The organism is Acinetobacter sp. UC24323 (genome assembly GCF_024151445.1).
Taxonomy (GTDB): domain Bacteria; phylum Pseudomonadota; class Gammaproteobacteria; order Pseudomonadales; family Moraxellaceae; genus Acinetobacter; species Acinetobacter baumannii.
Map to the genome: position 1 here is coordinate 130,245 of NZ_JAHIBY010000011.1, position 16,697 is coordinate 146,941.

The 16,697-nt window shown below is 37.9% G+C and carries 16 protein-coding genes; 11 read left to right on the forward strand and 5 right to left on the reverse strand.

Going from position 1 to position 16,697, the window contains the following annotated elements; all coding sequences use genetic code 11:
- Positions 1-3: 3 nt before the first annotated feature.
- On the forward strand, positions 4-855 hold the full coding sequence (locus KNQ97_RS15245) for a GyrI-like domain-containing protein (RefSeq protein ID WP_000312223.1): 852 nt from the start codon (positions 4-6) through the stop codon (positions 853-855).
- Between the two features lie 28 nt (positions 856-883).
- Here KNQ97_RS15245 and thiM read toward each other — a convergent pair whose 3' ends face one another.
- From thiM to KNQ97_RS15260, 3 genes are all read right to left on the reverse strand, one after another.
- The gene (gene thiM / locus KNQ97_RS15250) at positions 884-1,711 is read right to left on the reverse strand and encodes a hydroxyethylthiazole kinase (RefSeq protein WP_004840858.1); all 828 of its coding nucleotides are present in this window, start codon (positions 1,709-1,711) and stop codon (positions 884-886) included.
- 33 nt (positions 1,712-1,744) lie between these two features.
- Complete coding sequence (locus KNQ97_RS15255) at positions 1,745-2,902, reverse strand: hypothetical protein (RefSeq protein WP_002055832.1); 1,158 nt, start codon at positions 2,900-2,902, stop codon at positions 1,745-1,747.
- A 151-nt stretch (positions 2,903-3,053) separates the two neighbouring features.
- On the reverse strand, positions 3,054-3,311 hold the full coding sequence (locus tag KNQ97_RS15260; protein WP_000420541.1) for a hypothetical protein: 258 nt from the start codon (positions 3,309-3,311) through the stop codon (positions 3,054-3,056).
- A 319-nt stretch (positions 3,312-3,630) separates the two neighbouring features.
- Here KNQ97_RS15260 and pepN point away from each other — a divergent pair, with 319 nt between their 5' ends.
- From pepN to KNQ97_RS15305, 9 genes are all read left to right on the forward strand, one after another.
- Positions 3,631-6,237, forward strand: coding sequence for an aminopeptidase N (gene pepN / locus KNQ97_RS15265; RefSeq protein ID WP_253612421.1), 2,607 nt, complete (start codon positions 3,631-3,633; stop codon positions 6,235-6,237).
- A 550-nt stretch (positions 6,238-6,787) separates the two neighbouring features.
- Positions 6,788-7,318: a spore coat U domain-containing protein gene (locus tag KNQ97_RS15270; protein ID WP_000750672.1), complete on the forward strand. Its 531-nt coding sequence runs from the start codon at positions 6,788-6,790 to the stop codon at positions 7,316-7,318.
- A 72-nt stretch (positions 7,319-7,390) separates the two neighbouring features.
- Entirely contained in the window at positions 7,391-8,095 is a 705-nt protein-coding gene (locus KNQ97_RS15275) for a molecular chaperone (RefSeq protein ID WP_004746804.1), read from the forward strand.
- A 9-nt stretch (positions 8,096-8,104) separates the two neighbouring features.
- Entirely contained in the window at positions 8,105-10,564 is a 2,460-nt protein-coding gene (locus KNQ97_RS15280) for a fimbria/pilus outer membrane usher protein (RefSeq protein WP_253612422.1), read from the forward strand.
- Positions 10,555-11,574: a spore coat U domain-containing protein gene (locus KNQ97_RS15285; RefSeq protein ID WP_000055764.1), complete on the forward strand. Its 1,020-nt coding sequence runs from the start codon at positions 10,555-10,557 to the stop codon at positions 11,572-11,574. Before KNQ97_RS15280 ends, KNQ97_RS15285 begins: the two co-directional genes overlap by 10 nt.
- A 226-nt stretch (positions 11,575-11,800) precedes the next feature.
- Entirely contained in the window at positions 11,801-12,487 is a 687-nt protein-coding gene (locus KNQ97_RS15290; protein WP_253612423.1) for a glutathione S-transferase family protein, read from the forward strand.
- 7 nt (positions 12,488-12,494) lie between these two features.
- Positions 12,495-13,256 (forward strand): SDR family NAD(P)-dependent oxidoreductase, encoded by a 762-nt coding sequence (locus tag KNQ97_RS15295; RefSeq protein ID WP_098714104.1) that lies wholly within the window; start codon positions 12,495-12,497, stop codon positions 13,254-13,256.
- A 9-nt stretch (positions 13,257-13,265) separates the two neighbouring features.
- A complete protein-coding gene (locus KNQ97_RS15300) occupies positions 13,266-13,949 on the forward strand; it encodes an SDR family NAD(P)-dependent oxidoreductase (protein WP_253612424.1) in 684 nt (227 codons plus the stop codon).
- 77 nt (positions 13,950-14,026) lie between these two features.
- Positions 14,027-14,584 carry a chorismate mutase gene (locus KNQ97_RS15305; protein WP_000932090.1) on the forward strand — a complete coding sequence of 186 codons (558 nt, stop codon included), beginning with the start codon at positions 14,027-14,029 and terminating at the stop codon, positions 14,582-14,584.
- A 28-nt stretch (positions 14,585-14,612) separates the two neighbouring features.
- On the opposite strand, the gene KNQ97_RS15310 is transcribed toward KNQ97_RS15305, so the two are convergent.
- Positions 14,613-15,098 carry an Lrp/AsnC family transcriptional regulator gene (locus KNQ97_RS15310; protein WP_001089197.1) on the reverse strand — a complete coding sequence of 162 codons (486 nt, stop codon included), beginning with the start codon at positions 15,096-15,098 and terminating at the stop codon, positions 14,613-14,615.
- Between the two features lie 603 nt (positions 15,099-15,701).
- On the opposite strand from KNQ97_RS15310, the gene KNQ97_RS15315 reads away from it, so the two are divergent.
- Positions 15,702-16,040, forward strand: coding sequence for a hypothetical protein (locus KNQ97_RS15315; RefSeq protein WP_001243511.1), 339 nt, complete (start codon positions 15,702-15,704; stop codon positions 16,038-16,040).
- A 577-nt stretch (positions 16,041-16,617) separates the two neighbouring features.
- Here the strand turns inward: KNQ97_RS15315 and KNQ97_RS15320 are convergent.
- Positions 16,618-16,697, reverse strand: an 80-nt coding sequence (locus KNQ97_RS15320) for an IS3 family transposase (protein ID WP_146050574.1), incomplete at its 5' end; no start/stop codon positions are given.

Here is a 16,697-nt window from a genome sequence, read left to right on the forward strand (position 1 = left end):
TGTATGGCTGTATATACTCAAAAGCTGCAACTGGTTTGCGATTATATTCAAAGACATTTAGATGAAGACCTAGATGTCGATCGGTTGAGCCAGATTGCGGCCTTATCTAAGTTTCATTTTCATCGTATTTTTGCCATTCACGTTGGTTTAAATGTGATGAAGTTTATCCAACTTTCTCGTTTAAAGCGGGCCTCTTTTCAATTGGCTTTTGAACCCGATCTCAAAATTATTGAGATTGCCTTGCAAGCAGGGTTTGACAGTCCCGAGGCATTTACTCGTGCATTTAAGCGTTCATTTGATCAAACTCCTCGGGCTTTTAGAGATAAACCAGACTGGGAATCTTGGCACCAGAAGTTTGTTTTTACGATTCCAAAAAGTGAGCTAAAAATGAATGTAAATATTGTTGAGCGACCTGCTGAAAAGATTGCCTATCTATCACATTTAGGAAGTCCCGATAAAGTTTTGGAAACTGCTGCGCAGTTTATTGCTTGGCGTAAAGAAACTGGCTTATCGCCTGTAACTAAGTCTAAAACTTATGGTATTCCTTTTGCTGACCCCGATCAGACACCAGCTGACGAGTTTCGGTTTGATATAGCAGGTTCAATTGAAAAGGCGGTACCTGAAAATAGTTACGGCGTACAAACAGGTGAAATTCCTGCGGGGCGTTATGCAACCGTAAGACATTTTGGTAGCCATGACCAGATTAAAGATAGCGTCTATTACATCTTTAGAAACTGGTTACCTGAGCAACCAGAAGAAGCAGGGGATTATCCGGTTTTCTTTCACTATCACAACTTTGTGCATGAAGTGAACGAGTGCGACCTTATTACCGACATTTACTTACTTTTAAAGTGAGTCTAGTGTAATTCAGGCATAGTTTAGGTTATGCCTGTTTGTCCAAAAGTTTGATATCTGCATATTGTTCAATCAGGTTAGCATCTAGCATATGGATATAATCCATAAATATGCTACTAAAACTGCCCATCGTTTGAGCTTGATTTGCAGCAAGTTTACCTGCAATTGCAAAATGAACATGAGCTGAAAGAGCAGCAATAGTTGGGGTTGTCACAGCGCCATATGCTGCAATTAATGCACCCAAAGCACAGCCTGTTGCAGTAATTTTAGGTTGTAAAGGACTGCCGCCGTTTACTTGAATCACTGCATCTATTTCATGAGACAAGATATAGTCTGACTCGCCAGAAATAGCGATACAGCTTGCATGTTTTAAGAGAGAAACAGCTTGTTGATAGGCTTGATCACTACTTAAAGTGCTGTCTACACCTTTTGATTGAACCTGATTGCCTGCAAGCGTACTGATTTCTGAGGCATTACCACGTATAACGCTTGGCTTGAACTGTAAAAGCTCGTCTGTCATTTGACTACGCCAAGCTAAAATTGGGCCATAGCCTACCGGATCAAGTACCCAAGGAATGTTATTGAGCTGTGCTGTTTTGGCAGAGATTTGCATGGCTTGCATTTGCTCTGAAGTCGGTGTGCCTAAATTAATGCTTAAAGCCGATGAAATTTTGGTAAAGCTTTCTGCTTCATAAGGATTATCAATCATGGCAGGTGAAGCACCAGAAGCAAGTAATACATTGGCTGTGTAGTTGGCAGCAACGCTGTTGGTAATACATTGTACCAGCGGCGTTTTTGCCTGCATGTTTTGCCAAGCTTCAATCACCTGTTCAATGAGGTTGGATGTCGAAGTCATCTGATAATCCTTATTAAGCCAGAGATAAGAAAGTTAACGGGTAAAATAGTGATCTTGATGTTTGCAATTTTGGCAAATCAACGACACATAATCTGCTGCATCATAGTCAACGCTTAGATCATTTGAACCACAGTACATACAACGTTTAACCGAGTAAAAGTTTAACCGAGGTTCGATTTTTCGCCATGCTTTCCATACAGGTTGTACAAATATCTGTTCGTCATAACCTAAAAAGCGGTTAAATAATATGTGGCTCATTTTACTGTAAGGAATATTGTAAGGGCGGGGCAACATCGAAGTTTCCCACTTTTCAGCCAAAGCTCGTTCCCGATATTGCTCTAAAGTTTTCTTTAATAGATTGGTATTAATAAACTTTTCATTTCGTGGCTGTAGTGCCTTTTGTTTATAAAGATATTCAAGTGCAGTCTGAATAAGATAATAAATTTGACCAATCGCCAATGAGTCCATTAAACGGTAGCAAAAGGCTTGAAAATTAGAGCTTCCTGCAATTTGGATACCCCAAGTTCGGCAATAGAACTGAGTGAACTGAATAATTTCTTGATAGAGCACCTGAAACAGCACGTCTTTCACTTCATCGGCACTACGAAATGGAATACCAAGACTTAGGTTTTCATAGAACCAGTGGCGTAATTGCTGAGCTACACTAAATAAACTCGGGTCGCTATAACCATCTAAACGAATATTTAAATAAAAGCACTGTGGTTCATCGGTTTGATCTTGTGCATTTAAAATCCCATCTTTATGAAGCTGTTTAATGAGATGGTTCTGGAACATCCAGTTGGGGGTAATCGGCTGATATTTTATTTGATCCCAGTGAATGTATTCGTCATGCGCAACATCGTCACGTGCATAGTCATCAAGCAAGCTAAGCAGAAAAAGTTTATTTAAAAAACTCAGTTGTTCAAGACTGCGCTGAGGTTGGTCTTTTGACTTAAACTGGCGTTGTTCTTGTAGGCGGGTTTGCTGTAAAAGCTTTTTTCTTTGTTTAGTGCATTGGTCACAATGGCACGTCATTTTTGTGTCTTTAAATACACGGTGCTGGCAATGACTGCATTCATGAAACTGAATGTCTTGCTCAAATTGTTCGGCATCTACCCAGTACATCGACGCTTGGCAGAGTGGGCAATGGCTACTTTCATCTAGCTGTTTCTGTAGAATTTGTAAGGCCATTTCGCTCCGAACACTTAAATCAATCATGATTGACCTATTATACACAGCCGCATTGCCGATAGCTGAGATTGTCTTTTTGTTTGATGCAAAAATAGAAAACCTAAAGTCTTTGTTTTGACTTTAGGTTTTCATAAGAGGTTAAAAGTTAAGATTAAACAGGGCACGGCAAGGTCTCATCATTTTGTCCAAGTTTTTTGGCATTGATCAGTGCCTGCACTTTTTTACTTGGTAATTTCACTTTACCTAAGGCGTCATAAGTATTAACGATAGTTGTTACCTCCTGGGCAGTCATTGAAATACCTTCGGCAGACAAGAACACGGCAATTACATGGTGGTCGAGTCCTGCTGCATCTAGATCATGAATCGCTTTAATGTTTTCTAGTCGATGTAAATAAGCTTTTAATTCCATAGTGAGTTCCTCTTGTTCTGATTGAAATACTTATACTGGTATATTGGATAAGGCAAGAACCATGCCCAAAATGTAAGCAGCTCCTCAAAAATGTTAAAAGCGAAAGGAGTTTTATTTTTATTGTATAGATTGATTATATAAGCAGCGATTATCGTAATTTTGGTCTAATCTGTGCTAATAAAAGACGATTCTAATTTGAAATGTATAAATGAAGTCCCATTAATTTTATAAAGGTAAACAAACACAGTACGTATGAATGTGTATGATCAAGTTCATAAAATTCGTACTACGGTTTCCGAAAAGTATATAAGGAATAAAGATGAATATTGCGGCGCAGCCTCCAGTTCAGGCAGATCAAACAGTTTATTTAAAAGATTATCAAAAACCTGCGTTCTTGGTTGAATCAATTAATCTTGATATTCAAGTCTATGACGATAAAACAATTGTTGATTCAACATTAGTCATGAAGCGTCAAACTGCTGGAGACTTGGTGCTACTGGGCCGTGATCTTGAGTTGCAATCTATTCAGCTCAATGGCCAAGATCTTACTCCTGCACAATATTCACTCGATAGTGAACAACTGGTGATCACTGATGCACCAGATGAAGTCATTTTACAAACTCAAGTGATTATTCACCCGGAAACCAACACTCAGCTTGAAGGTTTATATAAAGCTGGCGACTTATTTGTAACGCAAAATGAGCCTGAAGGTTTCCGTAAAATTACGTTCTATCCAGACCGTCCAGACGTACTTTCAGTTTTTACTACACGTGTAGAAGCAGACAAAAAATATCCGGTTTTACTTGCGAATGGTAACTTGCTTGAAACAGGTGAAGTTGGTGAAAACCGTCACTTTGCGATCTGGCAAGATCCAACTAAAAAGCCAAGCTATTTGTTTGCTTGTGTGATTGGTGATTTAGCTGTATTGAAAGACCGCTATACGACTTCGGAAGGACGTGATGTCGCTTTAGAAATCTATGCCATTGAGAAAGACATTCCAAAATGCCATATCGCAATGGAAGCATTAAAGCATTCTATGCACTGGGATGAAGAGCACTATGGCCGTGCCTATGATCTCGACAACTATATGATTGTGGCGGTGAGCCAGTTCAACATGGGTGCCATGGAAAATAAAGGTTTAAATATCTTTAACACCTCATGCGTACTTGCCGATGAAGAATACACAACTGACGCAGCGATTATGCGTGTACAGTCTGTGATTGCCCATGAATATTTCCATAACTGGACAGGAAACCGTATTACTTGTCGTGACTGGTTCCAGTTGTGCTTAAAAGAGGGTCTAACTGTATTCCGTGATCAGTCTTTCTCGGAAGATTTACAATCTGCTGCGGTTCAACGTATTGATGATGTCGCTGTTCTTAAATCACATCAATTCCCAGAAGATGCAGGTCCTTTGTCGCATCCTCCACGCCCAGACCACTTTGTCGAAATTAATAACTTCTATACAGCGACTGTTTATGAAAAAGGTGCGGAAATTAACCGCATGATGTCGACATTACTGGGTAAAGAAAAATTCCGTCAGGGAACGGATGAATATTTCCGTCGTCATGATGGACAAGCCGTAACTGTTGAAGACTGGGTTGCTGCACTCTCTGCGGGTTCAGGTGTTGATTTATCTGCATTCTTAACTTGGTATAACCAACCAGGTACACCAAAGCTTGAAGCGAAAGGTGAATATGATGCAGCAGCGCAAACTTATCGTCTAAGCTTTAAACAAAGCCTAAAAGCGCATCCGAAATATCCAAATTTAAAAGCTGTCCCAATTCCTGTAGCGTTGGCATTATTTAATGCGAAAACAGGTGAACAATATACGCTCCAAAACGAAAGCCTATTTGTAAATGGTGTTAAAGATGGTGTGTATTTATTTGACCAAGATGAGGCAACTATTGAGTTTACAGGGGTAACTGAGCAACCTGTTGTTTCACTACTACGTAATTTCTCTGCACCTGTAAATCTGGTATTTGATTACAGTGATGAAGAATTAGCATTCTTAATTCAACATGAAACAAGTGGTTTTAACCAATGGCAAGCAACACAAACCTTGCTTGAACGTATTTTGTTAGAAGATCACTCTGCGGATACCTATATTCAAGCTATTCAAAGCACATTGCCTGAATTAGTTGGTCGTGATCCACTTTTAGCATCGCGTTTGTTTGATGTACCAACTGAAGGTTATTTAGGTAGCCGTATTGATCAAAACTATGCACCAGCAGATATTCATGTAAAACGTGAAGCCTTGCTTAATCGTTTAGCACAAGAGTTGGGTTCATTCTGGAAAGATACTTACCTTACCCTTGACCCAGACTTGCAAAAAGAATTCTCGTTAGCCATGGGCGTTCGTGCATTAAAAAATATCATGTTGATGATGATGGCGCGTCAGGGTGACCAAAGTGCATTTGAATTGGCTTACGATCAATATCAAAGCACAGGGAATATGTCTGAACGTTTAGGTGCGCTGCGTGTACTAGTGTGGCAAAGTGCGCCTCAAGCACAAGAAGCCCTAGCTGATTTCTATAACCGCTTTAAAGACGAAGCATTGTCTTTAGACCAATGGTTTATGATTCAGGCAGCAAACCCAAATGCCACAGTTGAGACAATTGAATATCTAACTCAGCATCCTGATTATGACTTAACCACACCAAACCGTATTCGCGCCGTGAGTGGTGGTTTGTCAAATAACCCTGAAAATACGTGGGGCTTTGGCGTAGCTCACTTTATTAATCTTGCAGAATATCTGGACGAGAAAAACCCGATTTTAGGTTCACGCTTATTACAGGTGTTATCTCGCTGGTACACGCTTGCCGAACCTCAGCGCACTCAAGTGCAACAGGCTTTACAAGCGTTGCAGCCTAAAGTGAAATCTAAAAACGTTTCTGAAACTTTAAATAGTATGCTGAGCGTTTAATAATATTTAAGCATATTGAATAGAGGCCTCCTGAGGGGCCTTTATTTTTTATATAATTAACTAAATCAAAAAAATATAAAGAAATAGGAATTATATCTCAATTAATACTTAATGATTTATTTTAAATATATCTTTTAATTATTCTTAAAAATAGAGAATAGCTTATCGATTAATTAGAAAAATATTTTAAACTATTCTATAAATTTTATTTTTATTCTTATAATTTTTGCTAAAAATATTGAAATATTTATTTAAATTTTTTCTAAATTATTTTATTGGTATTAAATTAAATTAATAAAAATCAATTATTTGTTTTTTGTATTGTTAATGAATTGTTAATGAAGGGTTAGAATGGGTAATTGTATTTTATTAATTGAAAATTGAAATAAAAACATACTCATACAATTTAAATTTTTTTATGTATGATGCCAAAAATAGAGTAAAAAATATAAGCTTTAAAAGAGCAGTCGAATAAAAGTGATTGTAATGGTTAAGATTAATTTTTTTACATCTATTAATTCCAACAATTTAATGTAAAAAGGTTTTAACCATGAAAAAGACTTTTTTTTATTTATCAGCATTTGCTGTAGGATTATCTTCTCTCAATGCAGCCAATGCCGCTACAGCAACAGGCACCTTGACGGTTAGAGCTACAGTAACAAATAGCTGTGTCCTGAATACCTCAGCTACTGGTACGACAGCTAATGCAGTTCTAGACTTTGGCACCTTAAGTTCTCTGGCTGGTAATGTAGACGCAGATACTACGACTACTGGTGGTACTCCAATTAGGGTGTTGTGTAACAACACAGTGCCATGGACTTTATCATTTGATGGTGGACAAAATGTTCTATCAACTCAACGTCGTATGATTGGTGGCGCGTCTACTACAGAATATATTCCTTATAACCTTTACTCTGACACAGGACGTGCTACGGCTATTGGAGTTGCAACAACTGCTTATAGTGGAACAGGCACGGGTAATGTCCAGACAGTTAACGTGTATGGCCGTATCCCTGCTGGTACAACTTTACCAAGTGCAGGTAGCTATGTTGACACTGTGACAGTCACAGTAACTTATTAAATTTTATAAATTATAAATATAGTTAGCCCTTTAAAAGGGCTAATACTTTAGAAAGATATACTTGGGTTAATTATGAAAAAAAACATTTTTATTATTACGGGATTATTCTTATCTTTATCGAGCACTATTTATGCCGCTACAATTCGTCTTTCGCCTGTAACGGTGGAAATTTTAAGTAATCAAAGTGCTTCTTCGATTAGTTTATATAACCAGTCAAATGAAAGTACCGATTTACAGGTGCGTGTATTTGAGTGGAGTCAAAACAATGGACAGGATCAATTAACCCCTACGGATGAAATTGCGGTTAGTCCACCTTTTTTAAAATTACAACCTAATGACTCTTATAATTTACGTGTAGTGAGGGTTAATCCAACGCCAGTTTCTGGCGAAAAAACTTATCGTATTATTATTGATGAGCTACCAAAACCTATGGATAGCCGCAAAGTTAGTCAAGGTGTAAATGTCTTACTTCGCTCATCATTACCTGTATTCGTAGTGAATAAAGATGCGATTACTCAATTAAATTGGAAAATTGATAATAGTCAAAAAACCACTTCTTTAAATATCAACAATATTGGAAACAGGCATGCACTTTTAAATGACTTAAAACTTGTAGATCTAACAGAAAATAAGAGTTACTCCATTAAAGTAAATACAGTGAATGGTTATATTCTTGCAGAACAATCACGAAGCTATCCGATTAGTAATTTTTCATATCAGCCCGACCATAAATACAGTATTTCCTTAACAGTTAATGGTAAGAAAGTCACGCTATAAGAGGCTTATATGAAATATATTATAGGTGTCTTATGTGTTACATATCTTCCTGCATATGCTTTTGCTGAACAGTTACAGGACAATACGAATGTGCCGGTTCCAAGTATTCCGGATACGATTGACAGCAAAAGTAAAAACACGCAGATAAAGATGAATGAACAGGAGCAAGATAATAACGTTGCACAGCTTTTTTTAAATATTTCTATTAATTCCAACCCTTCTGAGGATTTAGTAGCCGTAAGACAAGATCAAGATAAAAAATTATATATCCGTGCCCGTGACTTAAAAACTTTAAGACTAAAAATGGATGAGTCCATTTCTGTTAGCCAGTGGATTTGTCTTAATGAGCTTAAAGATATCCGGTTTAAATTCTTGGAGAATGAGCAGTCTTTAAACTTGCAAGTACCCCCTCACATGATGACAGGCTATTCGGTTGACTTAAAAGGGCAGCAGATCACCAGTCCGCAGCTACTTAAAATAAAGCCTTTAAACGCTGCAATCCTGAACTATAGTCTGTATCACACCATAACTAATGATGAGAATGTTTTCTCCGGTTCGGCAGAGGGAATTTTCAACAGTGCGATCGGTAACTTTTCGTCTGGTGTGTTATATAACGGAAATGATGAAAATAGTTATAGCCACGAAAAATGGGTACGTCTGGAAAGTAAATGGCAATATGTAGACCCTGAAAAGATCAGGATATATACCCTAGGGGACTTTATCTCCAATAGTTCGGATTGGGGCAGCAGCGTCCGCCTTGCAGGCTTTCAATGGTCGAGTGCCTATACTCAACGTGGCGATATTGTCACTTCGGCACTGCCACAATTCTCCGGTTCAGCCGCACTGCCTTCAACACTGGATTTATACGTTAACCAGCAAAAGATTTATTCAGGACTTGTCCCGTCAGGCCCTTTTGATATTAAACAGCTCCCGTTTATTTCCGGAAATGAGGTCACACTTGTAACTACGGATGCTACTGGTCGGCAGAGCATTACCAAAAAGCCTTACTATTTTTCATCCAAGATTCTGGCAAAAGGTATTAATGAGTTTTCAGTGGATGTTGGGGTTCCGCGCTATAACTATGGCCTATACTCGAACGATTATGACGATGCTACCTTTGCATCAGGGGCAATTCGATATGGTTACAGCAACTCATTAACCTTAAGCGGTGGGGTAGAGGCTTCAACAGATGGTTTGTCTAACATTGGAACAGGCTTTGCCAAGAACCTGTTCGGTATTGGAGTGATTAATGCTGATATTGCAGCAAGCCAGTATAAAGATGAAAACGGTTATTCTGCCTTGTTGGGTTTAGAAGGGCGGATTAGTAAAAATATTTCTTTTAACACCAGTTACCGCAAAATATTCGATAACTATTTTGATTTGGCACGAGTATCTCAGGTTCGATATTTAAAAGATAATCAGAGCGATGCTGAGTCACAAAACTACCTCAACTACAGTGCGTTGGCAGATGAAATTTTTAGGGCAGGAATTAACTATAACTTTTATGCAGGTTATGGGGCCTATCTGGGGTATAACCAGATTAAATATAGCGATAATCAATATAAACTGCTATCGGCCAATTTAAGTGGAAGCCTGAACAAGAACTGGGGATTTTATACCTCTGCCTATAAAGATTATGAAAATCACAAGGACTACGGTATTTACTTTGCGCTGCGATATACACCTTCGAATAAATTCAATGCCATTACTAGTGTTTCTAGCGACAGCGGTAGATTGAGTTATCGACAAGAAATTTTCGGTTTGTCGGACCCGCAAATTGGGTCATTTGGATGGGGAGGCTATGTTGAGCGAGATCAAGATAACCACGACAACAATGCATCAATCTATGCCTCTTACCGTGCCCGTGCTGCTTATTTGGCAGGTCGCTATAACCGAATTGGAGATAACGATCAGGTTGCTCTTTCGGCAACGGGATCTTTGGTAGCTGCAGCAGGACGGCTCTTTGCGGCCAATGAAATTGGAGATGGATATGCTGTTGTCACTAATGCAGGCCCGCAAAGCCAAATCTTAAATGGTGGAGTAAATTTAGGCTTTACGGATAAATCAGGGAGATTTTTGATTCCTAGTCTCATGCCATATCAAGAGAACCATATTTATTTAGATCCTTCATTCTTGCCTCTAAATTGGAGCGTTAACTCCACTGAACAAAAAACTGTTGTAGGTTATCGCCAAGGAACAATGATTGATTTTGGCGCACATCAGGTCATCTCAGGATTAGTGAAACTTGTTGATAAAAATAACTCACCGTTATTACCGGGGTATAGCGTTCAAATTAATGGACAGCAAGATGGAGTGGTTGGCTATGAGGGTGAAGTGTTTATTTCAAACTTATTAAAACAAAACAAACTTGTAGTCGATCTTCTTGATCATGGCTCATGCCAAGTTGACTTTACCTATAACAGTAATCAGTACTCAACTAAAAAATTGGGACCTTATGTATGTCATTAAATTTTATGAATAAGGCTCAAATAGAGAGCTATAAAAAACTTCCACGGTCTTTAAAATACTTCATAGGCATTTGCTTATTTTATCTCGTTTATGCATTTTTTAGTCCTGCACAAGCTGCTTGCACGGTAAGCGGGACTACAAATAGTACTTTTAATTACACTGCAGCAAATATTAATAGTGATGCAACCGTAAACCTTTCAGGAACAATTACTTGTACGAATTTAGGACTTCCCCAGATTTCTAATTTTATGTGTATGAAAACCGTATTTACAGGAGCAACCACTGCGAATAATAGTGTGACTTTACCCTATACAGTTACTGCAACTGTAGGCGGGGCTGGCTCTTCTACTACCAACCAAACCTCCAATGTGTGGTATGGTCCAGTAGCAACAGTCGCATCAAATAATATTGTGAGTTACTCGGTAAATATAAAAGTACCAGCTCGAACAGGGTCTCTCATTGCATATCCTAAAGGAACCTATACGGCTTCGGTTCGGTTGTATTGGGATATGGATCTTTTGGGTTTGTCATGTGGTGATTTACTTGGTGGCTGGGATTCTGGTGATACATTACTAACAGCAAACTTTGTGGTCCCAAGTCTGTGCCAATTAAACTCAACTTCAACTGTAGATTTCGGCAATATTAATGATATTGGTACGACTAAGCGTGATTACACAGCTCAAGGAGCAGTGAATACTACCTGCAACTATGGAACACCTTATAGCATTTATTTAGGGGATGGAAACCACCGCATAGCTGGTGGTTTTAGGCGTATGATTCATGACAATAATGATTATATTCCCTATCAGCTATATAAAGATTCTAACTATAGTACGGTATGGGATGCCACAGGAGGTGTAACCAATGTTGGTGGTTCAGGTGGAGTCTCAAAAACTGGTACAGGTAGCGCCCAAAGTACACCCGTTTATGGAAAAATTCCGCAAGGCACTTCCATTTCAACTAAACCGGGAAACTATTCTGATAGTGTTGTTGTGACAGTGACTTATTAATTTTAAGACTATACGTGGATCTTTTATTTCAATAGATCCGCGTAATTCCTTTGATATTGTCCAAAATAGTTTGAGTACAAAAAGAGAAAGTTAAAATATTCTTAGTTTTTGAAACTTGGTCGTCATCAAAAACAGTTTGACTTAAAAAGACATCCTGTATATTTAATAATTAGTTCCAAAAAGGAACTGAATAGTAAAACAGGCAATTAAAAATAAAGGTGAATAAATGTCGGATATTATTTTGCATCAATGGGAAATTTCTCCATTTTGCCAAAAAGTTGCAAGAGCTTTGAAATTTAAGGGAATCCCATACGAAACGATTAATTACAACGGCATTCTTGGAGCGAAAGTACCTTTGCTCAGTAAAGTGGGCAAAGTACCTGTTATTGACTATAAAGGGCAGCGTATACAAGACAGTACCCGTATCGCTCGCTACCTAGACGAAACTTTTCCGGATACACCTCGACTTTATCCCGAAGACGCAAATCAAAAAGCACTTGCAGAACTTTGGGAAGACTGGGCAGATGAATCACTCTATTTTTATGAAGTATATTTAAGGGTAAATGATTCGGAAGCTTTAGAAGAAGCAATTCGTATTAGCAATATTGGTCGCCCTGCATATGAAAAACCTATGGTGAAGGGTTTTATTTTAGCTGAACTAAAAACACAGCTTTTCTTTCAAGGCTTGGGCAGAATGAAGACTGAAAATGTTGAAGAAGAATTTATACGACACCTTGACCGTATTGAGCAGGTTTTATCACAAAGTGAATGGTTAGTGGGTGAGAATCAAACGATTGCAGACATAGCTGTAGTTGCTCAACTTGGTGAAGTCATTCGTACAAGTAAGAAGTTTGGTAAGGAAATCTTGGATCGTCCATTTATGGCAGAATGGTATAAAAAACAAACAGGTTGAGACGACTATGGCATCAGCAACACCAGATAAAATACGAGATTGTGCAGTTGTTATTGGCGTTGGGGCATCACAGGGCATTGGTGCTGCTGTCTGTCATCGCTTTGCAAAAGAGGGCTTAAAAGTTTACGTTGCTGGACGTACTTTCCAAAAAATTGAAACAATAGCTGCCGAAATCCATGCCAATGCAGGTGAAGCTGTGGCATTTCGTCTAGATGCAGAAGATATCAATCAAGTACAGGCATTGTTTGACACCATCATAAGTCAGAATGAACGCATTACTGCAGTTATTCATAATGTTGGGGGAAATATTCCCTCAATTTTTTTACGCAGTCCGCTATCGTTTTTTACTCAAATGTGGCAATCCACTTTTTTATCAGCCTATTTAGTTTCTCAAAGCTGTTTAAAAATATTTAAAGAACAAAACCACGGTACGCTTATTTTTACCGGAGCCAGTGCTTCGTTACGTGGAAAGCCTTTTTTCGCAGCTTTCACTATGGGGAAATCTGCCTTGCGGACTTATGCGTTAAATTTAGCTCAAATTTATAAAACTCAAGGCATTCATATTGCTCATGTCATTATTGATGGAATGGTGGATGGCGACAGAATTAATAAAGCTTTATTTGGTCTAGGACGTTTCATTCGTCTCACACGGGGGACGGGTGGACTCAATATTAATGCCATAGCCGACAACTATTGGATGCTCTACCAGCAAAGCCCTGAGCTTTGGACACATGAGCTAGATTTACGCCCATACCAAGAAAAATTTTGAGAGACTCATATGCTAAAAACAATATTTCAGAAGTTTCAAAAAAAGCAGGGCTGTGTAGTTATTGCAGGTCATGATATAGAACTACTTGACCAGAACTTTGTAATTTTAGACAAAAATGAGCAATCTCCATTGCATGTCTATCAAGCTGTACATGATTCTAGCGTTCAGAATATACAAGTAAACCGTGTAAATGATGGCATAACGAGTGTCCGTTTAAACTTGGTGAATACTGAGCATTTAAAAAGTTTACTAAAATATATTGCCAGCCATAGTCATAGCATTGAGTTATGCGTGTTTCAGCCAAATTTTTCATCTGCGCCAAATATTGAAGCTTTATCTTTAGAAGAAATTGAGCACAGTTGGCAAACAACGGGTTTAAGCGCAGCGAGCGTGTCACAAGCAGTGATTAAACCAATGTTAAAGCAGCAGCGGGGCACTGTTATTTTTCTTGGAGCGCCATCTAATAACTCCACTCACTACGATGTGTTAAGCCAAAGCATGTTTGCGAGTATTCGAGCGTTATCGCAGTCATTGGCAAGAGAGTTTCAGCCCAAAGGAATACACGTGACATATTGTATGGTGGAAAAATGGGATGGGCAAAACCAGCACTTTATTTCATCTGTTAAACAAGTCTGTCAGCACATCTATCAACAACCTAACACTGCATGGAGTCAAGAGCTTAGCGTGTCTTGAGATTTTACTTTCGAGTGTTCTTAAAATAGAGTACTGCTTTGGAATGACAACAGAACAATAATTTTGAAGGTACTTAAATGTTAAATATTAAGAATATTCAACAAACGGTTAAAGTAGCGACTACAGTGGCAGCTTTGATGTGCTTTTCTTCACTGGCACAAGCATATCAATATGAGCAAACCGCGCGTTTAATTAACGAACGTTTATCTTATATGAAAGATGTTGCAGGCTATAAGGCAGAGCAGCATTTACCGATTGAAGATTTAACACAAGAAAAGAAAGTACTCGATCAATCGCTTTCTGAAGCTGACGCTTTTGGGCTTAACAGCGAAACAGTAAAGCCATTTATAGTGGCGCAAATGGATGTGGCTAAAGCAATCCAGTACCGTTACCGCGCCGACTGGTTGTCGAGTCCGGAAACCAACTGGAAGCCTCAAGACTTAAGCGAAGTACGCGTAAAAATTAGCGCTTTAAACACGGAGCTGCTAAAAAATATCGCCTATGAACTTAAGAAAAATAATAACAAAGCACCTCATGGCTGTAGCTATATGTGGCCTGTTCAGCATCCTCAACTTAAAGAAGCTGACAAAAGGGCTTTATGTGTAACATTGAATAAAATCAAATTAAAACAATGAACCACCCAAAGCCCTCTCTATAAGTAAATTATTCAATCAACATTAAATCGGCAGTATTGGCAGATTTAAGTGGTCGTAAAGCAAAGGTTGAACGCGTGTGGCGAATTCCTTTAATCGAGTAGAGCTTTTTACGTAAAAAACGTTCGTAATGCTCGGCATCTTTTACGGCTACTTTCACCAAATAATCATAGTCGCCCGTAACTAAATGCGCTTCGACCACTTCCGGAATATCTGCCAAAGCCTCGCTAAAGTTTTCTAACATTTCATCATCGTGGCGTTCTAGGGTAATTTCAATAAAAAACAACTCATGAATGCCAATCGCTTTGGGGTTTACGTTTACGGTATAGCCTTCAATAATTTTTAGACTTTCTAAACGTTTGAGTCGAGTCCAGCAAGGCGAAGATGAAAGCCCGACTTCTTCGGCGAGCTGTGCAACCGTTAAACGGCCATTTCTACGTAAGGCAGATAATATTTTCCGATCTATGCGATCTAGTGTGTATTCTGTGCTGTTCAAAATATAAACCAAAGAAGATTCTTCTGTTAATTTTAAATATACGTGATTTTTATGCTGATATCATTTAAAAAAACTGAAAATTCAGTAAACATTTTGAGCGACACAGCCATACACTATTTCTATGCATCGGACTCTACTGGATAGGAGTTGTGATGAAGCAAAGAGCACTGTTTCAGTAAGGGTGACTAAACAGTGCTCTTTGCGGATCTTACCCAAAAATCAAATATCAGGAATTTTTGATTCATACATTAGAATCATCAAATATTGGTTAAATAATAAATATATTCTTATTGATCATAGCGCTCATCTTTCCAAGAATCTTATTAAATCTCCTAAATGGCTAAATATTATTATTGAAAGTCAAAAAAAGGCATACTTTAATTCCTAATCAAAGTACTAATTTAACAATTAAATAAGCGAGTAAAATAAATAATATATACTTGTTAAAACTTAATCACATAATTTTAATAAGGTGATTAAATATTCGAAAGAGAAGAAGGTTATCCTGTTTTCTTTATTATTAATAGACACTTAGTGATAATTATTATTTAATACGCCCGTAATATTATGACTAATACTTTTAATAACTTTGTCGGGGAAATAATGCGTAATTTTTTAGTAACGATTTTCACTTTATTAGTAGGAACATCAATTTATGCGAGTCAAGAATCTAGAAATCTTCTAGAGCAAACACAATGCGAAAAAGCAGTAGAGCTCCATGGTTTTTTAAGCCGAGCTCAACTTGACTGTAACTATCACTATTATTCAGAAGAGTTAAAAGAGGCTGCCGCAAAATGTACTAAACATGATCTCGGCGAAAAATATGGTAGAGAGGTTATGAAATTTGGGATGAAGGAATTTGAAGAGCGGAAGAAAGAGGATACACAAGGCCACTTTTGTCATAAGGTTTTAAAAGAATTTCCAAAATATATTAAACAATAAAAAAATAAGGTTTTAAAAACCTCTTCTAGCAAGCCGATAAGATGGATTTAATTATTCATTTTATCGGTCTATAAATTTACTAGTTAAATTAGAGAATAATTCTTAAAAAATTAGCTAATATAAAACTTCACCTTGTTTTAGATCTAACAACAATCATTTTTTAGTTTGAATCCCTTATTGTAACCATAAAAATAACATTTCCTTCCTTGGATTAGCCGTTCGTTATGTATTATGGAGGAAAAATAAGCATCAGTCGGCATTCCAAGTCTTAATTAATATAGCGGAGTACATTTTAAGTTTACTTATATTTTTAAATTTCAAAAATAAAAGATTCTAGAATGGATGACTAAATCTTAAGTAAAGTTATTTTATAGAGTTTTTAAAGCTTTATTTCTAGCCAATATCACATTGACACCTAAAACCCCTCCGATTATCCTTTGCCTGCTGGCCTACATCGCCAGTCGGTTTTGACAGACCGTAACTCGTAGCGAATTGTAGTTCTACTATAATTCGTTAGACCCTTGCGTCCCCTTTCTTTGCGGTAGGATGATCTGCCCCCATAAAGTTGGACAGTTAGTTAAGCAGTTTTTATAAACTGGTTTCTATATTGTACAGGGGATAAACCTTGTAGCTTCACCTTGATTCTCTCATGATTAT